The 22,364-nt window shown below is 58.8% G+C and carries 18 protein-coding genes; 10 read left to right on the forward strand and 8 right to left on the reverse strand.

Annotated elements, in window-relative coordinates:
* The 6 genes from VGU61_RS11015 to VGU61_RS11040 form a co-directional block, all read right to left on the reverse strand.
* On the reverse strand, nt 1–385 hold a 385-nt coding region (locus VGU61_RS11015; RefSeq protein WP_414691622.1), incomplete at its 3' end, for a branched-chain amino acid ABC transporter permease.
* A 102-nt stretch (nt 386–487) separates the two neighbouring features.
* A complete protein-coding gene (locus tag VGU61_RS11020; protein ID WP_326859172.1) occupies nt 488–1,732 on the reverse strand; it encodes a branched-chain amino acid ABC transporter substrate-binding protein in 1,245 nt (414 codons plus the stop codon).
* 294 nt (nt 1,733–2,026) lie between these two features.
* Nucleotides 2,027–3,268, reverse strand: coding sequence for a branched-chain amino acid ABC transporter substrate-binding protein (locus VGU61_RS11025; protein ID WP_326859173.1), 1,242 nt, complete (start codon nt 3,266–3,268; stop codon nt 2,027–2,029).
* Nucleotides 3,269–3,354: 86 nt separating this feature from the next.
* Nucleotides 3,355–5,007 (reverse strand): 3-(methylthio)propionyl-CoA ligase, encoded by a 1,653-nt coding sequence (locus VGU61_RS11030; protein WP_326859174.1) that lies wholly within the window; start codon nt 5,005–5,007, stop codon nt 3,355–3,357.
* A gap of 192 nt (nt 5,008–5,199) precedes the next feature.
* A complete protein-coding gene (locus VGU61_RS11035) occupies nt 5,200–5,787 on the reverse strand; it encodes an HD domain-containing protein (protein WP_326859175.1) in 588 nt (195 codons plus the stop codon).
* A gap of 26 nt (nt 5,788–5,813) precedes the next feature.
* A complete protein-coding gene (locus VGU61_RS11040) occupies nt 5,814–6,590 on the reverse strand; it encodes a class II aldolase/adducin family protein (protein ID WP_326859176.1) in 777 nt (258 codons plus the stop codon).
* Between the two features lie 123 nt (nt 6,591–6,713).
* On the opposite strand from VGU61_RS11040, the gene VGU61_RS11045 reads away from it, so the two are divergent.
* From VGU61_RS11045 to VGU61_RS11085, 9 genes are all read left to right on the forward strand, one after another.
* The gene (locus VGU61_RS11045) at nt 6,714–7,511 is read left to right on the forward strand and encodes a Crp/Fnr family transcriptional regulator (protein WP_326859177.1); all 798 of its coding nucleotides are present in this window, start codon (nt 6,714–6,716) and stop codon (nt 7,509–7,511) included.
* Nucleotides 7,508–9,013 (forward strand): protein adenylyltransferase SelO, encoded by a 1,506-nt coding sequence (locus VGU61_RS11050; RefSeq protein WP_326859178.1) that lies wholly within the window; start codon nt 7,508–7,510, stop codon nt 9,011–9,013. Before VGU61_RS11045 ends, VGU61_RS11050 begins: the two co-directional genes overlap by 4 nt.
* The gene (msrB, locus tag VGU61_RS11055; RefSeq protein ID WP_326859179.1) at nt 9,010–9,429 is read left to right on the forward strand and encodes a peptide-methionine (R)-S-oxide reductase MsrB; all 420 of its coding nucleotides are present in this window, start codon (nt 9,010–9,012) and stop codon (nt 9,427–9,429) included. The genes VGU61_RS11050 and msrB overlap by 4 nt, the downstream gene beginning before the upstream one ends.
* Nucleotides 9,426–10,046: a septation protein A gene (locus VGU61_RS11060; RefSeq protein ID WP_326859180.1), complete on the forward strand. Its 621-nt coding sequence runs from the start codon at nt 9,426–9,428 to the stop codon at nt 10,044–10,046. The genes msrB and VGU61_RS11060 overlap by 4 nt, the downstream gene beginning before the upstream one ends.
* The gene (locus VGU61_RS11065; RefSeq protein WP_326859181.1) at nt 10,043–10,336 is read left to right on the forward strand and encodes a BolA family protein; all 294 of its coding nucleotides are present in this window, start codon (nt 10,043–10,045) and stop codon (nt 10,334–10,336) included. Before VGU61_RS11060 ends, VGU61_RS11065 begins: the two co-directional genes overlap by 4 nt.
* 120 nt (nt 10,337–10,456) lie before the next feature.
* Nucleotides 10,457–11,233 (forward strand): peptidylprolyl isomerase, encoded by a 777-nt coding sequence (locus tag VGU61_RS11070; protein ID WP_326859182.1) that lies wholly within the window; start codon nt 10,457–10,459, stop codon nt 11,231–11,233.
* Nucleotides 11,234–11,407: 174 nt separating this feature from the next.
* Entirely contained in the window at nt 11,408–11,998 is a 591-nt protein-coding gene (locus tag VGU61_RS11075; protein WP_326859183.1) for a biliverdin-producing heme oxygenase, read from the forward strand.
* 85 nt (nt 11,999–12,083) lie between these two features.
* Nucleotides 12,084–14,363 (forward strand): ATP-binding protein, encoded by a 2,280-nt coding sequence (locus VGU61_RS11080; RefSeq protein WP_326859184.1) that lies wholly within the window; start codon nt 12,084–12,086, stop codon nt 14,361–14,363.
* Nucleotides 14,356–14,811 carry a response regulator gene (locus VGU61_RS11085; RefSeq protein ID WP_326859185.1) on the forward strand — a complete coding sequence of 152 codons (456 nt, stop codon included), beginning with the start codon at nt 14,356–14,358 and terminating at the stop codon, nt 14,809–14,811. The genes VGU61_RS11080 and VGU61_RS11085 overlap by 8 nt, the downstream gene beginning before the upstream one ends.
* 89 nt (nt 14,812–14,900) lie before the next feature.
* On the opposite strand, the gene VGU61_RS11090 is transcribed toward VGU61_RS11085, so the two are convergent.
* Both VGU61_RS11090 and purL read right to left on the reverse strand, forming a co-directional pair.
* A complete protein-coding gene (locus VGU61_RS11090) occupies nt 14,901–16,553 on the reverse strand; it encodes a response regulator (RefSeq protein WP_326859186.1) in 1,653 nt (550 codons plus the stop codon).
* A 228-nt stretch (nt 16,554–16,781) separates the two neighbouring features.
* Nucleotides 16,782–20,804, reverse strand: a complete 4,023-nt coding sequence (gene purL / locus VGU61_RS11095; protein ID WP_326859187.1) for a phosphoribosylformylglycinamidine synthase — start codon at nt 20,802–20,804, stop codon at nt 16,782–16,784.
* Nucleotides 20,805–21,002: 198 nt separating this feature from the next.
* Between purL and VGU61_RS11100 the strand changes: the two genes are divergently transcribed.
* The gene (locus tag VGU61_RS11100; RefSeq protein WP_326859188.1) at nt 21,003–22,322 is read left to right on the forward strand and encodes an amidase; all 1,320 of its coding nucleotides are present in this window, start codon (nt 21,003–21,005) and stop codon (nt 22,320–22,322) included.
* Nucleotides 22,323–22,364 lie beyond the last annotated feature (42 nt).

A 22,364-nucleotide genomic window follows, 5' to 3' on the forward strand; every position in this document is an offset into this window, starting at 1 on the left:
GGGAACGATCGAGTTCGGCAGGGATCGGGTAAGGCACGGCCGCCCTGCCCCAGATAAGCTGCACCAGTTCGACCAGCACATACGACAGGCCGAAGGTAAACAGCAATTCGGGAATATGTCCGAATTTGTGCACCGAACGCAGGCCATAGCGTTCGACAACCGCGCCTATGACGCCGACCAGAAGTGGCGCCACCACGAGTGCGGGCCAGAAGCCGATCGTGGTACTGATTGCGTACGCGAAGTAAGCGCCGAGCATGTAGAAACTGGCATGCGCGAAATTCAGCACACCCATCATGCTGAAAATAAGCGTCAGACCCGACGAAAGCATGAACAGCAAGAGCCCATAGCTCAAACCGTTAAGCAAAGTAATTAGCGTGAACTCCACGTAGTGCCCCTATTCGGAATATTCTTGTACGACCGTACTTTTTTGAACGAAAAAAAAGCAGCGCGACACCCTCCCGGTGTCACGCCGCACATTTGGTACTGATTAACCGCCAGGACGCTTCATCTGGCAGGACGTCGGCTGGGCTGCAACGTAGGTATCAAGTTTGACGTCGGTCTTCCAGCCGTAGCCGGTGTTTTCCTGGTCGAACTTCACATCCTTGCCGTTCACCTTGGTCCATGTGGAGATATACAAAGGCTGCTGCAACTGGTGATCCGTCTTGCGCATCTCGACTTCGCCGTTCAGGCTCTTGTACTTCATGCCTTCCAGGGCAGGTGCCACCTTGACCGGATCGGTTGATTTGGCCGTCTTGAATGCCTGGGCCAGCATGCCAACCGCGGTGTAAGTCGCCATCGCATAATAATCGTCGTTGTACTTCTTCTTGAAGCTTTCGACGAGTTCCTGTCCGACAAACTTCTCGTTGTTGACGTTCCAGTAGCCGACCGACTTCACCTTGCCTTCGCCGGCCGCGCCCATTGCGGTAGGAACGCCGGTGGTCGCGCCGTAATACGTGTAGAAGTTGGCTTCCAGTCCCGCATCCTTCGCGGCCTTGATCAGCAACGCCAGATCGGCACCCCAGTTGCCGGTAATCACCGTATCCGCCCCGGATTGCTTGATCTTCGCAACATAGGGAGAAAAGTCCTTGACCTGCCCGATCGGATGAAGGTCATCGCCGACGATCTGGATATCCGGACGCTTGCGCTTCAGATAGTCCTTTGCGGCACGAGTAACCTGATGCCCGAACGCATAGTTCTGGCCAATGATGTAGACCTTCTTGATATTCTGGTTCTGCTGCATGTAGGTCGTCATCGCCTCCATCTTCTGATCCGAGTTGGCATCGAAGCGGAAGTGCCAGTAACTGCACTTGCTGTTGGTCAGATCGGGATCGACCGCCGCATAGTTGATGAAGATGACTTCCTTGCCGGGATTGCGCTCGTTATGCTTGTTGACCGCATCCAGGATCGCGGCTGCCGCACCGGAACCATTGCCTTGAATGAGATAGCGATAGCCCTGGTCGATCGCCGTCTTTACTTGCGTCAAGGATTCTTGCGGGCTGGCCTTGTTATCGAAGCCGACGACTTCAAAGGTATGTTCGCCGCCCCACTTCTCCTTGTTGGCCAATTCGGCTACGTGTTGCCAGCTTCTGAGAATGTTTTGGCCGACTGGTGCGAAGGGGCCTGAGAGAGGATCGATGAACGCCATTTTGACGTTTTCCGCCTGTGCGCCAGCCGAGGAGAAAGCAGCTGCCACCGACAGGGCCATTACGAGTGGACGTAACTTGAGTGTCATTTGTCTCTTCCTTATAGATATTGAGTTTATAGAATATCGGCGGTTGTACCCGCTGTAAAGCTAAGACACGTTACGCGCTCGATTTGCGCGATGATGGTGCATTTCACGCAGGCCGAACCTTCTGGCTTCCAGGCAATTCGGCATGCGGGGAATGCTTGATCACGAAATCGGCACGGTGCTTCACACCATGGCGACGCCTACCTGCTTCAACGTTCAGGGGCGTGGATTAGATGACATCGATTATCTCCGCGGGGACGATGCGGCAAACTATCTGCCGCATCGTCGTCAAGCGGCTTACTTGGACGGACGCTTCATCTGGCAGGAGGTCGGCTGCGACGCGACGTAGCTATCGATCTTCTGATCGTTGCTCCAGCCGTAACCGGTGTTCTCCTGATCGTACTTGACCTTCTTGCCGTCGACCTTGGTCCAGGTCGAGATGTAGAGCGGCTGCTGCAACTGGTGGTCCGCTGCACGCATTTCCACGTCACCATTGATGGCCTTGACCTTCATGCCTTCCATGGCAAAGGCGATCTTGACCGGATCGACGGAATTCGTGTCTTTGGCTGCCTTACCTACCATCTGCATGATGGTATAGATATCGCTGACATAGAAGTCGTCGTTGTACTTTTTCTTGAACGCTTCGACGATTTCCTTGCCGGCGAATGTCTCGTTGTTCGGTATCCAGTATGCAACCTGCTTGACCAATCCTTCGGTCGCGCCACCCATCGCCGTCGGAACGCCGGTTGTGCCGCCGTAATAGGTGTAGAACTTCGCGGTCAGGCCGGCATCCTTGGCGGCCTTCACGAGCAACGCAAGGTCGGCGCCCCAGTTGCCGGTAATGACCGAATCGGCACCCGAAGCCTTGATCTTTGCGACGTAAGGCGCGAAATCTTTCACTTGCGCGATCGGATGCAGGTCATCGCCCACGATCTGGACGTCAGGACGCTTGCGCTTCAGGTAATCCTTCGCTGCACGCGTCACCTGGTGGCCGTGTGCATAGTTCTGACCGATGATGTAGACCTTCTTGATGTTCTGGTCCTTCGCCATGTAGGAGGTCAGCGCCTCCATCTTCATATCGGAGTTGGCGTCGAAGCGGAAGTGCCAGAAGCTGCACTTGCTGTTGGTGAGATCCGGATCGATCGCGGAATAATTCAGAAAAACAATTTCCTTGCCCGGGTTACGTTCGTTGTGCTTGTTGACCGCGTCGATCAATGCGGCTGCGACGCCGGATCCGTTGCCCTGGGCGATGAAGCGATAACCCTGATCGATGACGGTCTTCAGCTGGTTCAGCGATTCCTGCGGGCTGCCCTTGCCGTCGAAAGCCTGCACGTCGAATGTGTGGTTACCGGCCCATTTCTGCTGGTTCGCCATTTCCGTGAACATACGGAATGTATTCAACTGGTTCTGTCCAATCGGAGCAAATGCGCCCGACATGGTTTCGATCATCGCAATCTTGATCGTATCTGCGTGCGCGGCCGGAGCAGCAAAGGCGGCTGCAACCGAGCATGCCAGAACCAAGGGGCGAATCATTTTCATCATCTGTCTCTTCCTTTTATGTGGATACTGAAATAAACACTGGCCGTCGGCCTGTTGGTGTTGCTGTGAAATTCGAATGCAAGAAGTTATGCCGTAGGCAGTTTGTACTCCTTGAACTGCTCCCTTATCCTGTTTTTGAGGATCTTGCCGGTGGCGCCGATCGGCAGCGCATCGACAAAGGTTACGTCGTCCGGCGTCCACCATTTTGCGATTTTGCCGTCGTAGAACTTGATGAGTTCTTCCTTGGTCACTTCGACGCCCGGCTTCTTGACCACGACCAGCAGCGGGCGCTCGTCCCACTTCGGATGGAAGATGCCGATGCAGGCAGCCTGCTGAACAGCAGGGTGTGCCATCGCGATGTTTTCAAGGTCGATGGTGCCGATCCATTCGCCGCCGGATTTGATGACATCCTTGCTGCGGTCGGTGATCTGCATGTAGCCTTCGGGGCTGATGGTGGCAACGTCGCCGGTCGGGAACCAGCCGTTTTCCAGCACGTCGCCGCCTTCATTCTTGAAATAACTGCTGATGATCCATGGCCCCTTCACGTACAGGTTGCCATATGTCTTGCCGTCCCACGGCAGTTCCTTGCCGGCATCGTCGACGATCTTCATGTCGACACCGTAGATCGCGTGCCCCTGCTTCTCCAGCACCGCTTGCTGCTCTTCGTCGGACAGCTTCAGATGGCGGCTTTGCAGCGTGCACGCCGTACCGAGAGGCGACATCTCCGTCATGCCCCATGCATGCACCACTTCGATGCCGTACTGGTGGCGGAAGGTTTTCATCATCGCAGGCGGACAGGCGGACCCGCCGATCACGGTGCGCTTGAAACTGGAGAACTTGAGGTTGTTCTGGCCGACATAGGTCAGCAGGCCGAGCCACACGGTGGGAACACCGGCGGAAAAGGTGACCTGCTCCTGCTCGAACAACTCGAACAAGGACTTGCCGTCGAGCGCCGGGCCCGGAAATACCATCTTTGCGCCGGTGAGCGGCACGGAATACGGCAGGCCCCATGCATTCACATGGAACATCGGCACTACTGGCAATACCGCATCTCGTGCGGACACGTTGAGTGCGTCGGGCATCGTCGATGCATAGGAATGCAGGATCGTGGAGCGATGGGAATACAGCGCGCCCTTCGGATTGCCGGTCGTGCCCGACGTATAGCACAAGCTCGACGCGGAATTCTCATCGAACAGCGGCCATTCATAATCTGCCGAGTTTTTCTCGATCAAATCTTCATAGCACATCAGGTTGGGAACCTTGGTTTCCTGCGGCATGCGATCGCGGTCGCACATCATCACGAAGCCTTTTACCGTCTTGCAGTGGGCGGCAAATGCTTCCACCAGCGGAAGGAAGGTCATGTCGAAGAACAGGTATTGATCTTCGGCATGATTGACGATGTATGCAATCTGTTCGGGATGCAGGCGCGGGTTGATGGTATGCATGACTGCGCCGGAACCTGAAATCGCGTAGTACAGCTCCATGTGCCGGTAGCCGTTCCATGCCAGGGTGGCGACGCGGTCGCCCATCTTTACGCCGAAGCCGCCGAGTGCGTTCGCCATCTGGCGCGAACGGCGGTGGCAATCGCGGTAGGTATAGCGGTGAATGTCACCTTCCACGCGCCGTGAAACTATTTCATTCGCACCGAAATATCGGTCGGCATGTTGGATGATGCTGGAGATGAGCAAAGGCTGGCTCATCATCTGCCCCATCAGGGGGCTCATCGGATACTGCGCCATCATGTCTCCTGTCGTTATACGAGCGTCTAACAAAATGCCTCTGGCAGACGCGTGCCTGCCAGAGAACGCTACGCTGGCGTTCAATCATTTTGTTAGACGCCCATTAGAATGGTTTTTCTAATCAAGGCATGATTTTTGAACGACCGTACTAAACCGTCAACGACTTTCGATGGTGCGCCGCATCAATGTCACCTACGCGACTTTTTCCTCCGTAACCGCTTTGTAGATTGAATTTTTGGGTCGCGCCATTACGCGGCGCAGCATGGGCTCGAAAAACGATAAGGGCAAGGTGTCGTAATCGGGGTCAAACGCCGGCGCATCATACTTTTCGCAAAACTCGAGTGTGATGTCATACAGTTTCTGCCCCGCAAACTGTTCGCGCAGATTTCGGTCCATGCCGAGATGATGGAAGAAGTAATAGCCCTGGAAGATGCCGTGCTTTTCCACCATGGTGAAATTCTCTTCGCTGACGAAGGGCTTGAGGATCGACGCAGCGATGTCCGGGTGATTGAAGCTGCCGAGCGTATCGCCGATGTCGTGCAGCAGCGCACAGATCACATATTCCTCGTCGCGTCCGTCGCGGAAGGCCCGGGTCGCGGTCTGCAGGCTGTGGGTAAGGCGATCGACGGCGAAGCCGCCGCAGTCGCCTTCCAGCAGCCGAAGATGGGCCAGCACCCGGTCCGGCAGCGCAGCGGCATAAGGTTTGAATTCCCTGGAAATGATTTTCCAGTCTTCGGCGGTGCTCTGCTGCATGTCGCGGAAGGTGGCTTTCTCTTGCATGAATGTCTCCGTCGTTATTGTAGGGATCAGGTCCGGTAGGATGGATCGAGGCGATCAAGGCGACGCAACAGTGCGGGCCATGCCAGCATGCCGCCCTGCGACTTGGTGACCTTTTTCGCCGACTGCTGCGCGCCGTTGATGATCGCCGCCGGAATCGGGATCAGTTCCCCGCCGCCTGCCTGGGCGCGGATCTGGATCATGCATGCTGCTTCGAAGATATACATATTGACGAAGGCATCCGCGATGGTCTTGCCGATGGTCAACAATCCGTGATTGCGCAGCATCAGATAGTTCTTGTCGCCCAGATCCGCGACGAGGCGCGGCTTTTCTTCGTCGTTCAGCGCCACGCCCTCATAATCGTGATAGGCAAGACTCGACAACACGAAGATCGACTGCTGCGACAGCGGCAGAACGCCGTTTTTCTGTGCCGACACCGCCACGCCGTTGATGCTGTGAACATGCAATACGCACTGCGCATCATGCCGTACGGCATGGATTGCGGAGTGAATCGTAAAGCCGGCGGGATTGACCGGGAATGGCGAGTCCTCCACCTTGTTGCCATTGATGTCGATCTTGACCAGCGACGACGCGGTGATCTCGTCGAACATCATGCCGTAGGGATTGATCAGGAACTGGTCCTCGGTGCCCGGCACGCGCGCGGTGATATGCGTGAACACCAGGTCGCTCCAGCCAAAGTCCGCCACCAGGCGGTAGCAGGCGGCGAGGTCAACACGGGCTTGCCATTCCTCCGGGGAAACCCGGTCCTGGATCGAGGGGATTTGGAGTTTTTCAGGGGCGTTCATATCGGGTTTCCTCTTCTCTGTCAAAATACGGGTTGCATACGAGGCGACGCGGCGCACGCGTTCGCATAGGGTCAGTATCCATATAGTCCATTGCGGAAGACTGTCAATTTTTTTACATTTGCCATGACAAACAGGGTCACTCCCGACATCGATAAGATCGCGCTGCTGCGCTCGTCATGGCTGGCCAATTTTCCGGATGACATCATCGCGGAGGCCGCCGCCGCCGGAAGCCTGCGCGCGGTGAAGGACGGCACGCTGCTGCATGCGCGGGGGGCGGCATGCGACGGGTTTTACACGATTGCCAGCGGTTCGGTGCGCTTCTCGCGCACGACCGCCGACGGCTATGCGACCACCATCGCGGTGCTGGAAGCACCGAACTGGTTCGGCGAACTGTCGATTTTCGATGGCCTGCCGCGAACACATGACGGTCGAGCATCCGGACCCACAGTCGTTCTATTCCATGCGAAGTCGGATTTCAAGCGCTTGCTGGCCAAGCATCCGATCATTTATGAACGTTTCGCCCGCATGCTGAGCCTGCGCCTGCGAGCGACATTCGACCTCGTCGAAGAGGCGGCGATCGCGCCGCTGGCGCAGCGCCTGGCAAGAAGGCTGCTCGAACTCGCGCAGTTCGAGCCGTCGGCCATGAACGCCGCCACGACTTCCCGCGGACGCGAAGTGCCGCTCACCCAGGAGGAACTCGGCCACCTGCTCGGCAAATCCCGTCAGAGCATCGCCAAGCTTCTGCGCACCTGGGAACAGGCCGGCCTGGTGCAAACCAAGTATGGCCGCGTTTCCATCAAGAAGGCGGACGAACTGACTCGCCTCGCCTATCCGGAACGTATCTCGCTGCCCCGGTTCAAAGTGAGACTTGACGCACGGCCCAGTGCTACCAGCGTCCCACCAAGCAAGGAACCGACATGAATGCACCCGGCCTGCCGAACGGCAGTTTTCGCACCGACACGTTACCGTTTCTCAACTCGTTTGCCGGGTTGCCTCCAGCGTTTTATACGCGGCTCATGCCGACACCGGTGCCGTCCCCATATCTGGTCTGTGCAAGTGAATCCGCGGCGGCACTCATTGATTTCGACACGCGCGAATTTAACAATCCGCTTTTCGTTGAAACATTCGCCGGCAATCGGGTGCCCGAGGGGTCGGCTCCGCTTGCGGCGGTTTACTCCGGCCATCAGTTCGGCGTATGGGCAGGCCAGCTCGGCGATGGCCGCGCGCTTCTGCTTGGGGACGTTCCCGCCCCGGGCACTCCGCACCCCGGCGCACTGGAATTGCAACTGAAGGGCGCCGGCATGACGCCCTACTCCCGCATGGGTGACGGCCGCGCGGTGCTGCGCTCATCCATCCGCGAGTTCCTTTGCTCCGAAGCGATGGCCGCGCTCGGCATTCCAACCTCACGCGCGCTATGCGTCATCGGCTCCGATATGCGCGTGCTGCGCGAAACGCCGGAGACCAGTGCCATCGCTACGCGCATGGCACCGACCTTCATCCGGTTCGGCTCGTTCGAGCATTGGTTCTACAACGACCGCAAGGACGAGCTGCAGACACTCGCCGACTACACCATCGATCGCTGCTATCCTGAGCTGCGCGATGCCGCCAATCCCTATGAAGCGTTCCTTGCCGAAGTCACCCGCCGCACCGCGCGCCTGATGGCGCAGTGGCAGGCGGTCGGATTCATGCACGGCGTCATGAATACCGACAATATGTCGATCCTCGGGCTGACTATCGATTACGGCCCCTTCGGGTTCATGGAAGCGTTCGACGCCCGGCATATCTGCAACCATACCGACCAGCAGGGGCGATATTCCTACCAGATGCAGCCAGGTATCGGCCAATGGAATTGCTACGCACTCGGCCAGGCACTCTTGCCGCTGATCGGTGACGTCGATATCACGCAGGCGGCGCTGGAAGTCTACAAGCCGGAATACCAGCAACATTTCGACCGGCTGCTGCATCAAAAACTCGGATTGCGTTCCTCGCAGCCCGATGATGACAAGTTGTTTGACGCCATGTTCGGTCTGATGCAGAACAACCATGTCGATTTCACGCTGTTCTTCCGCCGCCTCGGCAGTCTTGCCCTCGACAATACGTCCGCCGACGAGCCGCTGCGGGATCTGTTCATCGACCGTCCCGCATTCGATGCCTGGGCAACACAGTACCGCGCACGGCTGCGGCAGGAAAACAGCGACGATGTCCAACGCAAAATTGCGATGAACGCGGTCAACCCAAAATATGTGCTCCGAAACTACCTGGCACAGGTCGCCATCCAGAAAGCACAGGACAAGGATTTTTCCGAGACCGAGCGCCTTTTGAAGCTGCTCGAAAAACCCTTCGACGAGCAGCCGGAAAACGAAGCCTATGCCGCCCTTCCGCCCGACTGGGCAAGCCACCTTGAAGTGAGTTGTTCCTCATGACAGAAAAAATCCGCAAGAGCGACGAAGAATGGAAATCCCTGCTGGACCCGATCCAGTACCAGGTAACCCGCCATGCAGGCACCGAGCGCGCATTCACCGGCCGCTACTGGGATCATCATGAGCATGGCATTTATACTTGTGTTTGCTGCAACACCCCGTTATTCGAGTCCGATGCCAAGTTCGACTCCGGTTGCGGCTGGCCCAGCTACTTCGAGCCGCTCAATCCCGACAACGTAGTCGAGCGCATCGACCGCAGCCATGGCATGATACGCACCGAAATCCTGTGCAATGTGTGCGACGCGCATCTCGGGCATGTCTTTCCGGATGGCCCGCCCCCCACGGGATTGCGTTATTGCATCAACTCCGCGTCGCTGCGCTTCGATCCACTACCTGTGAAAGACGACAATCCGGTATGAAGTTCCTGTTTGATCTGTTCCCCGTCATCCTGTTTTTCGGCGTATTCAAATGGGGGGAAGGCAATCCCGCCGCTGCGCAGTCCGTTGTGCAGGAAGACCTTGCGGGCATCGTTTCGGGTGGCGTGGCGGCACTGGATCAGGCGCCGATCATGCTCGCCACCGCCGTTGCAATTCTTGCGACACTGGGACAGATCGGCTACCTTTTGCTGCGCCGGAAGAAGGTTGACGGCATGCTCTGGGTCTCGCTGGCGATCATCACCGTCTTTGGGGGCGCGACGATCTACTTCCATAACGAGACCTTTATTAAATGGAAGCCGACGGTGCTCTATTGGATCTTCGGTGCCGCGTTGCTGATTAGTCAAGCATTGTTCAGGAAAAACCTGATCCGTCTGATGATGGAAAAGCAGATCATGCTGCCCGACCCGTTATGGCAGCGCCTTAATCTGGTCTGGGCCGGCTTTTTTGCTGTCATGGGTGTGCTGAACCTCTACGTCGCCTACTCGTTCTCGACCGCAATATGGGTGAATTTCAAGCTGTTCGGCTTCACTGGACTGATGTTCGCGTTCATCATTGCGCAGAGCATGTTTCTTTCCAAGCATATCAAGGACCCAAGTTGAGCGACCGCCTCGAAAAAATACGTTCCCGGCTGGTTGCAACTTTTTCACCGCTTGAATGTCAATTGGCCGATGAGTCCCACCTGCATGCCGGTCATCCGGGTGCTGCAACGGGTGGCGGCCACTATCGACTACATCTGATATCAGCTCGTTTTGAGGGCCTGAACCGCGTTGCGCGACATCGGCTGGTGTATGATTGCCTGCGCGACATGATGCAGGCCGAAATCCACGCGCTTGCCATCAATGCATTGGCACCGTCCGAAATTCAAAAAAAACAGGACGTGGCTGACTGACTTCGCCAGGCGTCACCGATATTCAACCTGTAGTAAGCTCTGCCAGGATGACTGTTTAACCCGTATAGAGACTGACACTCAATCTTCTACACTTAATTAATTACGCATTAGGACCGAACAATGACTTTACAACCCGCTCGCCTGTTGATGATTCTTCTTGCCGCCGCAGCGTTTCCGGCCATGGCGCAGAACCTTGCCGTCGTCAACGGCAAGCCAGTTCCTTCTTCACGTGCAGATGCGCTGATCAAGCAGCTTTCGACGCAAGGACAGCAGGACTCGCCGCAGCTTCGCAACATGGTCAAGGAAGAACTGATCAACCGTGAAATCCTGATTCAGGAAGCCGACAAGCGGGGCCTCAGCAATAGCCCGGATGTAAAGAATCAGGTGGAGATTGCCCGTCAGTCGATCGTTATCCGCGCGCTCGTCGCCGATTACCTCAAGAAGAACCCGGTCAGCGACGCTGAAGTCCAGGCCGAGTACGACAAGTTCAAGGCCCAGGCTGGCGACAAGGAATACCGTGCGCGCCACATCCTGGTTGAAAAGGAAGAGGATGCCAAGGGCATCATCGCGAAGCTGAAAGGCGGCGCCAAATTTGAAGATCTGGCGAAGCAATCGAAAGACCCCGGTTCGGCTGCCAACGGCGGCGACCTTGACTGGGCTTCTCCCGCGTCGTTCGTAAAGCCATTCTCGGATGCGATGACCGGTTTGCAAAAAGGCCAGATCACCGAAACTCCCGTCAAGACGCAGTTCGGTTTTCACGTGATCAAACTGGAAGACGTCCGCGCCGCCAAGATTCCGGCAATGGACGAAGTCAAACCGCAGATCGCCGAATCGCTGCAGCAGAAGAAGCTGCAAGCGTTCCAGCAGCAGCTGCGCGAAAAAGCGAAGATCCAGTAATCGCTGTTCCGCCAAGCGAAAGGGCGCTTTTCGACAAGCGCCCTTTTTGTTTGCAAACGCGGGTCGCCGCGGCTGCTCAAGTTGAATGAGCGGGATTTCAGGTAGTAAAATTCTGTTGACCTCGCCGAGCCCAGGCGGCTCGAATTGTCTCCAAGCGCTTACTCAATAAACACGATGGATTTATCACCCCCTGCCTCCGCATTGGACGCAATGCGGAAAGCAACCAGCGACCTGCATCAGGGCCTCGAACAGTCCCTGCTGGTGGCTGCTCCCGGCGCAGGACAATCCGAATATCTTTCTTATGCTGCCGCCCTGCTCGGCTGGATGGCCCCGTTTGAAGAACAGCTCTGGAACGCGCCATGGCCTGAAAACATGCGCGCCGCCGAACGTGGCGGAAAATCCCAATGGATCGAAGAGGATCTGCGCGCCGCGGGCATGAACGATGCCGCAATCGAGGATCTTCCGGCAAGCGGTTTCGCACCCCGCCTCGATACGCTCGCCGCGCGGATCGGCACCGCCTATGTCATCGAAGGTGCGCAACTGGGCACACAAGTCCTGCGAAAAAAGCTGTCCAATTCCCTGTCTTCCTGGTCGCCGCGCTGGCTGCTCGGATACGGCCCGCAGACCGCGGACAAATGGCGCAGCTTTGTCGCTTGTGCCGAGGCACATCTGAATGACGAGGCATCACGACACGAGGCGGCGATGGCGGCGCGGGATGCGTTTGCTTCGTTGTCGTCATGGTTCAAGCTGCGGGGCGCCGCTTGAGAAGGCACACGCCGACCGTGCGTTGCGTTCGATGTATTTGGTGTGAGGGCCAGTTCGAAACCGGCTATTTTTTATGGTGCAATCAATGAGCAATTCTCCCATTGACGATTCAGCGGTGGATATCGCCTTGTGCGACCGGGAGCCGATTCATATCCCCGGCAGCATCCAGCCACACGGTTTTTTGGTCGGCGTTCGGCGGGAAGATCTTTCGATATTGCAAGCCAGCAGCAATATCTATCTGTTTAGTAGCGGCGTTCCCGTTGAAGAATTGATCGGCAAGGATATCGCCGCGCTCACCGGCAGGAATAACCGCGAACAGCTCCTTACCTGGATCACTGCCGAGAATATCGAGTCGCGCATCTGCTATCTCGGCACCATGACGTTGGCGCACAGCGGGTCGTTTGACGTCCTTGCCCATGTCTCCGACGGTTTGCTGATCCTTGAATTCGAGCCGACATCGCGCCAGTCCGGTGCCGATTTCCGGCTGCTCTACCCTGTCGTGGGCAAGTTCATTTCGAGCATCAGCGATGCGGACTCCGTCCAGACGATGAGTCAGCTTGCAGTCGACCAGATCAAGTCGCTTACCGGTTTCGGCAGGGTGCTGCTGTATCGCTTCGATGCACATGGCCATGGCCATGTGTTGACCGAAGCGAAGGACGAAGCTTACCACTCCTACCTGCATCAGCGCTTCCCCGCTTCCGACGTTCCGCGCCAGGCGCGCGAGCTATATCTGGCCAATCACATCAGGCTGATTGCCGATGCCAACTATGTTCCGGCGCCATTGGTGCCCGCCGCCAATCCGCTTACCGGCGGGCCGACCAACCTCGCATTCTCGGCACTGCGCAGCGTATCGCCGGTGCATGTGCGCTACATGAAGAATATGGGGACGCTGGCATCGATGTCGATTTCGCTGGTGGTAAAGGGCGAGCTGTGGGGCTTAATCTCCTGTCATCATGTCGAACCCCGATTCGTGCCTTTCGAGGTCAGGGCCGCGTGCGAGCAGCTCGGCCAGCTGCTCGCACTGCGCATTGAAGCGCGCGAGGACATCGTCGAGTACAACGCCCGGCTGGATCTGCGAAGAATGGTCGTCGATATGCTTTCGGCGCTGAGCCAGGGAGCGGATTTCATCGATAACATGACGTCGATTTCCCATGAGCTGCTGCGTTTCGGCAGCGCCTCGGGTGCGGCGCTGGTATTCGAGGGCAGGATCATGCGCTATGGCGACGCGCCGTCGAAGGAGCAGATCCGGCAGCTGGTGGAATGGCTGGGAACGAACCTGACTGGCGATATTTTCCAGACTGACAGCCTGACACGGCACTATCCGCAGGGCGAGCGCATCAAGACGAAGGCGAGCGGCGTTCTTGCCTTGCCGATCTCGCAGATTCACCGGCACTACCTGATCTGGTTCCGGCCCGAGGTCATCCAGACGGTGGAATGGGCCGGCAATCCGACCGCAGCGGCAAAGGCCGCCGATGTCGAGAACCCCGGGCGGCTCAATCCCCGCAACAGTTTCGCCGTCTGGCGTGAAACGGTACATGCGACATCGCTGCCGTGGCGCAACACTGAAATCGAAACCGCGCTGGAGTTCCGAACCGCCGTACTCGGCATCGTCCTGAAGCGCGCCGAAGCGATGGCCGAGCTGGCGGAAGAACTCGGGCGGGCGAACAAGGAACTGGAATCGTTCTCCTATTCGGTGTCCCATGACTTGCGCGCGCCGCTTCGGCATATCGTCGGATTCACCGATCTGCTTCAGGAATTCGACGGCAAGCAGTTATCGGAACGCAGCAATCGCTTCCTGAAGAACATCAAGGATTCTGCGCGGTTCGCAGGCAAGCTGGTGGATGATCTTCTGAGCTTTTCCCAAATGGGACGAGCCGGACTCCGGGTCCAGTCTGCGGACATGAATGAGCTGGTGAAGGCCGCCATGGACCGCGTCATGCAGGAAGCACAAGGCGCCCGGGTGAGCTGGCAGATTTCGCCGTTTCCGGTCATCCAGGCCGATCCGACATTCTTGCAGCTCGCACTCTACAACCTGCTTTCAAATGCGGTGAAGTACTCGCGTACCCGCGACACCCCCGTCATTTCCATGTCACACGAGAATAGTGAAATAGAAGATATTTTTCACATCCGCGACAATGGCGTCGGCTTCAGCATGGAGTATGCGCACAAGCTGTTCGGCGTATTCCAGCGCCTGCATCGCATGGAAGAATTCGAAGGTACCGGTATCGGCCTCGCCAACGTCAAACGGATCATAGAGCGGCATGGTGGACGCGTATGGGCCGAAGGCGTCCCCGACGGCGGCGCCGTTTTTTCTTTTTCGCTGCCAAAGCAGCGGCCCCTGACTGAAGAGGATGGATATGCTTAAACCGATTCTGCTGGTTGAAGACAATCCCAACGATCTTGAATTGACGTTGATCGCACTGGAAAAAAGCCAGCTTGCCAATGAAGTGGTCGTGGTGCGGGACGGCGCGGAAGCGCTGGATTATTTGAGCATGCAGGGCGTCTGGGCGAAACGCCAGGAGGGCAATCCGGCGGTGCTTCTGCTGGACCTGAAATTGCCCAAGGTCGACGGACTGGAAGTGCTGCGCCACATCCGCTCCACGCCGTCGCTGAAAAGCCTGCCGGTGGTGATGCTGACATCGTCAAAGGAGGAACAGGATCTTCTGCGAAGCTACGAGCTGGGCGTAAATGCCTATGTGGTCAAGCCGGTCGACTTCCAGGAGTTCGTGAAAGCGATCGCCGACCTTGGTATTTTCTGGGCGGTTTTGAACGAACCGCCGCCGGGTTCAATGCGCTTCATGCGCCGTTCCTGATTTTGTTACACCGTCGGGCGGCATGCGCTGCGCCTGAAGAAGGGGCAAGGCACTGCGGCAAAACATCGCCGGGGCTGCCCCATCATCCTCTACTCTGCCGATCCACCACTCTCCTTCACATCCGAATCGCCGCAAAGTAACTGGCGGATCTTCCGTGCAAGGCTTTCCTCGGAATAGGGTTTTCTAAGCAGGCTGACCCCCGGATCGAGCCTGCCCTTGTGAACGATGCCGTTTTCCGTATAACCGGAGGTAAACAGCACCTGGACACCCGGCAGCAGCACCTGGGCCCGCTGTGCAAGCTCGACGCTATTGAGTGGGCCGGGCATGACGACATCGGTGAAGATCAGGTCGACTTTCTCGCCCCCCTCCAGCAGGGTGAGCGCGACATGCGCATTTTCCGCCTGCAATACCTGGTAGCCGAGCGACGACAGGAGTTCCGCCGTTGCAACCCGCACATCAGGCTCGTCTTCCACAACCAGAATCCGCTCCCGTCCACCTGTCATCGGGCGGATGACCATCGGCTGCGGCTCACGCAGCGGCCCGCAGGCCTTTGGCAGCAACGCCCTGATCGTCGTGCCCGCCCCCGGAACACTATCGATTTCGATATGGCCGCCGGTCTGCTTGATGAAGCCGTATGCCATGCTCAGGCCCAGCCCGGTACCCTGCCCGTTCGGCTTGGTGGTGAAAAATGGCTCGAATGCCCGCTCCACCACCTCGGGCGGCATGCCTTCACCGTTGTCGATGACGGAAAGGGATAGGAATTCGCTGTTATCGAGTCCGAGCGCCGCGGCTTCCTGCTGATCGAGCGTCACGTTGGCGACCTCGATCCTGAGCCGGCCTTTTTCGCCCATCGCATCACGCGCATTGATCGCGAGGTTCAGGATCACATTTTCCAGCTGGCTTGCATCGACCAGCGTGTTCCATGCGTCCTGCGGCACCGCCAGTTCGATTTCAACCCCGCTGCCCACGGCGCGACGGAGCATGTCGTCCATGCTGCGCAATAGCGCACCGATGTGAATGACCGTTGGCTGCAACGGCTGGCGGCGGCCGAAGGCAAGCAGCTGGGCCGCGAGCCGCGCGCCGCGCGCAACACCTTGCGATGCGGCGGCAATGCGGCGCTGGGCAGCCTCGTTGTCCGCGGTATCGTATTTCAGAAGCTGCAGATTGCCGCCGATGATCTGCAGCACATTATTGAAATCATGGGCGACGCCACCGGTCAGCTTGCCGACCGCCTCCATCTTTTGCGCATGGTGAAGAGCCGCCTGGCTTTCCTCGAGCTGGCGCGTACGCTCAAGCAGCGCCGCCTGGCTTTCGTGCAGTGACACGAATGCGTCATCGCGCTCCCGGTGCGCAAGGTAGGCGCTGGAGTGATAGCGCACCCGGGCAGCCAGTTCGAGCTTGTTCGGCCATTTGACGAGATAGTCGTTGGCACCTTCCGCAAATCCCTGGACTTTCTGTTCCGGACCATCTTCTGACGATAACAGGATGATTGGAATATCTTCGGTTTCCGCTTCGGCACGGAACTGCCGGATCAGACGGAAGCCATCGATCAACGGCATCATCAGGTCGACCAGTACAACGGTCGGCTTGAACTCGGCGGCAGCGGCCTGCGCCTGGCGCGCATCGGAAACGTACCGGAGGGAGATGTCCGCCGCATCGCCAAGCATATGGCGGATCAGTTCGGCGGCAAGACTGTCATCATCAATAAGGAGGACGCGGGAAGGAGTTTTTTTGATCAACATCGGTGGCAGCACATTCTTCGGGCTTGAATCAGGGGACCTGCAAATGCCGAACGTGCTCTTGTATGATCAAAAGTAACGTTCCCGGTATAACTTGTCATCAACCGAGGAAAAATGCTAACCCGATGCAACAAGCGGCTATGCGAGGCAGGAATTTTATTCATTTTTCCTATGCCCCGCCACCCCCTATCAGCATTCGCAATGCCATCAGGAATCAACTCATGAGATTGATCAACCTACCCACACCCTGGCGTTCCGGAACATGCGCATCCACGGAGAACATTCCCCCCACGAAGCCGGGTGCCAGGACTGCTGGACGGAACGGAACACGCGTTCGGCGTGCGGCATCAGCACGGTGAAGCGGCCGTCCGGCGTGGTCACCGATGCAATCCCTTGCGGCGAACCGTTGGGATTGTAGGGGTAGGCTTCCGTCACCTGCCCCTTGTTATCGATGTAACGCATTGCCGTAATGGCCGACGAGGCATTGCCGGTCTGCGAGAAATCCGCATACCCCTCGCCATGGGCGATGGCGATCGCGGTTTGCGTACCGGCCATCCCCTGCATGAAGATCGATGGGGAATCGGCGATCTCGACCATTGAAAACCGAGCCTCGAACTGCTCGGATTTGTTCCGGGTGAATTTCGGCCAGTCGTGCGCACCGGGGATGATCGACTTCAGGTTACTCATCATCTGGCAGCCATTGCAGATGCCCAGTGCAAACGTGTCGGTGCGATTGAAGAAGACAGAGAACTGTTCTGCCAGCTTGCTGTTGAACAGAATCGTCTTGGCCCATCCTTCACCGGCGCCCAGCACATCGCCGTAGGAGAATCCGCCCACTGCGATCACACCTTTGAAATCGTCTAACTTCGCCCGTCCCGCAATCAGGTCGCTCATGTGTACGTCGACCGACACGAAGCCGGACTTGTGCATCACGTAAGCGGTTTCGACGTGGGAATTGACGCCCTGCTCACGCAGGATCGCAACTTTCGGTTTGACGCCGGTGGCGATGAAAGGCGCCGCCACATCCTGCTGCGGATCGAAAGTCAGTTTCGGCGTGATGCCGGGATCGGCGGCATCGAGGATGCGGTCGTATTCGGCATCCGCGCATGCCGGGTTGTCCCGCAGGCGCGCGATGCGCCAGCTGGTTTCGCTCCAGGCGCGCTGCAGCTCGATGCGCGGCTGCTTGTAGATGACCTTGGCATCACGCATGAATTCGATGACATCGTTCTGATTCGGCTTCCCGATGATGTGGCTGCATGCGCCGAGATCATAGGAGCGCAGGACGTTCATCACATCGGATTTGTGCTCGGCGCGGACCTGGATTACCGCGCCCAGCTCCTCGCTGAACAAGGCGCGCAGCGTCAGTTCATTGCGGCGCTCGCCGACCTGTGTCGCCCAGTTCTTGGAATCGCCCCAGTCGTCGACATGCTCCCCTTCGAGGGTCAGGATATCGAGATTGACGGAGACGCCGCAACGTCCCGCGAATGCCATTTCACACAGCGTGGCGAACAGGCCGCCGTCGGAACGGTCGTGGTAGGCAAGAAGCTTGTGCTCGACATTGAGCTGCTGGATGGCAGAGAAGAACGCTTTCAGATCCTCCGGCCGGTCGAGGTCCGGTGTACGGTCGCCGAGCTGCTGGATGACCTGCGCAAGCGCCGAGGCGCCCATGCGGTTCTTGCCACGCCCGAGATCGATCAGGATCAGCACCGTGTCGGCCGGCTCCTTGCACAGCTGCGGCGTCAGCGAGCGGCGCACATCGTCCACCGGCGCGAACGCCGACACGATGAGCGACACCGGCGCGGTTACGGATTTGCTTTCTCCGTTGTCCTGCCAGGTCGTGCGCATCGACAGCGAATCCTTGCCGACCGGGATGCTGATTCCCAGGGCCGGGCACAGCTCCATGCCGACCGCCTTCACGGTATCGAACAATGCCGCGTCCTGTCCCGGCTGACCGCATGCCGCCATCCAGTTGGCCGACAGCTTGACGTTGGACAGGTCGACGATCGAGGCGGCGGCGATATTGGTGATTGCCTCGCCGACCGCCATGCGGCCGGATGCCGGCGCATCGATGACCGCCAGCGGCGTGCGTTCGCCCATTGCCATCGCCTCGCCGCGATAACCTTCGAGGCTCATCGCGGTGACGGCGCAGTCCGCAACCGGCACCTGCCACGGCCCAACCATCTGGTCACGCACCGACATGGCGCCGACGGTCCGGTCGCCGATGGTGATCAGGAAGGATTTGTCGGCCACTGCCGGCAGGCGCAGCACGTGCGTCGCAACCTCGTCGAGAGCAATGCCGGTCAGGTTCACCGGCGGGAAGTCGTTCTTCACATGCACGACATCGCGATGCATCTTCGGTGGCTTGCCGAGCAAAACCTCCATTGGCATGTCGACCGGGTTGTTGCCATGCTGCGGATCGACGACCTTCAGCTGGCGTTCCTCGGTCGCCGTGCCGACGACGGCAAACAGGCAGCGCTCGCGTTCGCACAAGTAGCGGAACAATTCCAGGCTTTCCGGCGCGATCGCAAGCACGTAGCGCTCCTGCGACTCGTTGCTCCAGATTTCCTTCGGCGACATGCCGGTCTCTTCGAGCGGCACCTTGCGCAGGTCGAAGATCGCGCCGCGTTTGGCGTCGTTGGTAATTTCGGGGAAGGCGTTCGACAGGCCGCCGGCGCCGACATCGTGAATCGACAGGATGGGATTGTCGTCGCCCATCGCCCAGCAGGCATTGATGACTTCCTGGGCTCGCCGCTCCATTTCCGGGTTTCCCCGCTGGACGGAGTCGAAGTCGAGGTCGGCGGTATTGGCGCCCGTTGCCATCGACGATGCGGCGCTGCCGCCCATGCCGATACGCATGCCGGGACCGCCCAGCTGGATGAGCAGGCTGCCGACCGGCAGATCGTGCTTTTTCGTATGCTTGGCGGAGATGTTGCCGAGGCCGCCCGCGATCATGATCGGCTTGTGGTAGCCATACACAGTGCCGTTCGCTTTTTGCTCGTAGGTGCGGAAATAGCCGGCAAGGTTGGGACGGCCGAATTCGTTGTTGAACGCCGCGCCGCCGATGGGGCCGTCGATCATGATCTGCAGCGGCGACGCGATCCGCTCCGGCTTGCCGTAGATGCCGGCCTGACCGCGCGCCAGCTCGCGCGCTTCGGCGGACTTGGTCACGTCGAGCGCGTTTTCCCAGGGCTGCACCGCATGCGGAATCATCAGGTTGGAAACAGTGAACCCGGTCAGGCCGGCCTTGGGCTTGGCACCGCGCCCGGTCGCGCCTTCGTCGCGGATCTCGCCGCCGGCGCCGGTGGAGGCGCCGGGAAAAGGCGAAATGGCCGTCGGGTGATTGTGGGTTTCCACCTTCATCAGGATGTGGGTCAGCTCTTCCGAGTCCTGGTACACATTGCCCGATTTCGCGCCGCGCGGATAGAAACGCGATACCGTCGCGCCTTCGATGATGGAGGAATTGTCGCTGTAGGCGACCACCGTGCCTTGCGGGTGCAACTGATGGGTATTGCGGATCATCGCGAACAGCGATTTTTCCTGGCGCTGCCCGTCGATCGTCCAGTCGGCATTGAAGATCTTGTGGCGGCAGTGCTCGCTGTTGGCCTGGGCGAACATCATCAGTTCGACATCGGTCGGATTCCGTGCGGCCTGAGTAAATGCATTGACAAGATAATCGATCTCATCGTCCGACAACGCCAGGCCGAGTTCCGTATTGGCTTCGACCAGCGCATTCTTTCCGCCCGCCAGGACATCGACGAACGCCAGCGGGCGCGCTTCGAGTTCGTTGAACAGCGCAGCGGCATCGTTCGCGCCGCGCAGGACCGTCTCGGTCATGCGGTCGTGCAACAGCGCGGCGACGGCCTGGACCGCCGCGTCCGGCAGCTTTTTCTTGCCTCCCAACAGACCGGATTTCATGGCTATCCGGTAGGCAACGCCGCGCTCGATACGACGGATATGCGCCATGCCGCAGTTGTGGGCAATGTCGGTCGCCTTGCTTGCCCATGGAGATATCGTGCCGAAGCGCGGGATGACAATGAATTCATCGCCCTCTTCGCTGCCGGTGAACGGTTCGCCATAGGTGAGCATGGCGTTCAGGCGGCCCGTATCGTCAGCGTCCAGCGGCCTGGAGGCGTCGATGAAATGGAGAAAGCGACCGGTGACGCCGACAATGCCGGGTTCGATTGCTTGCAGTTGGGATAGGAGACGTTGGGTACGGAAGGCAGACAGGGCGGAGGAGCCCGGCAGAATCAGCATGGCGGCAAGAGGAAAGAAGCAGCGTGGCCGGCACAGGCAGCCCGGCTGCGGGTTGACTCGGAAACCGCGATTATACCGCGACGCCGCATCATGGCGTCTTGCCAACGGCGCGCCCCATGCCGCCAGTTGGTAACGCCGGCAACTACGGCAGGCGTGCTGTGCTATCGTTTTCTTCCTTTCTGCACACAAGCCATTCGAATGACAAATCCGATTTCGACTCCCATAACCAATCTGGCATCAATTTCCCGTGCTCCGCTGATCGAGCAATGTATCGCGCACGCGGAAACCGCCACCGCGGTGTTCACCCGTCTTTATCCCGAAGCCGCCCGCGTGGCCGCCTCCCATGCGGATGCGATGCATGCGGCGGGCGTCCGGCTTTCTCCGCTGGCCGGATTGCCGGTGTCCGTCAAAGACCTGTTCGATGTCGCCGGCGAGACGACGCTTGCCGGTTCGGTGGTGCTGAAGGAGCGCCTGCCTGCACAATCCGATGCCCCCGTCGTCGCCAGGCTGAGGCAGGCAGGGGCGGCGATTCTCGGAAAGACCAACATGACCGAGTTCGCTTTCTCGGGCGTCGGCCTGAATCCGCATTACGGCACGCCTGCCAATCCTGCCGATACCACGCTTGCGCGCATCCCGGGAGGCTCCTCCTCCGGCGCGGCCGTCTCGGTCGCGGCCGGTCTCTGCGTCGCGGGGCTCGGCTCGGATACGGGCGGTTCGATCCGCATACCGGCCGCCTTGTGCGGCATTGTCGGCTTCAAACCGACTGCGCGCCGCGTGCCATCCGCCGGCGCAATCCCGCTCTCGACGACGCTGGATACCATATGCGCCATGACGCGTTCCGTCGCTGACTGCGTCACGGTCGACGATGTGATTGCGGACGATACGCTGTCTGTTCGCGAGATTCCACTGCGGGGCCTGCGGCTGATGGTTCCTTCCACCGTCGTGCTGGACACACTGGAACCGCACGTCGCGGCATCGTTTTCGTCCGCCCTGTCGCGTCTGTCGGCCGCGGGTGCGGCCATCATCGAGACACCGCTTGCGCCTCTGACGGAAGCAGCCGAACTCAATCGTTTCTCCGGCGCGGAATCGTACACATGGCATCGCGACGTTCTGGCTGCGCGGGAATCGGATTACGACGCTCGCGTTGCAAAGCGCATCAAGACCGGCATCGCGATGAGCGCCGCCGATTATATTGACCTGCATCGCAGGCGGCGTGACTGGATCGCGCGCATGGAGCAGGCGCTTGCGCCCTACGATGCGCTGATCATGCCGACAGTGCCGGTCGTCGCGCCGGAGATGGCGCCGCTGGAGGTCTCCGAGGAAACGTTTTTCCATTTCAATGGATTGCTGTTGCGCAACACTTCCACCATCAATCTGCTGGACGGCTGCGCGATATCGATGCCCTGCCATGCGCAAGGAACATTGCCTGTCGGACTGTCCGTTGCGGGCCCGGCGATGTCGGACGCGCGCATCCTTGCGGTCGCACTCGCGATTGAACGCGCGCTGACTACACCATGATCGCCGGCATTGGTATCTCCCCGAAAGGCAAGGCACGATGAA

It is taken from the genome of Noviherbaspirillum sp., assembly GCF_035944575.1.
GTDB lineage: Bacteria > Pseudomonadota > Gammaproteobacteria > Burkholderiales > Burkholderiaceae_D > Noviherbaspirillum.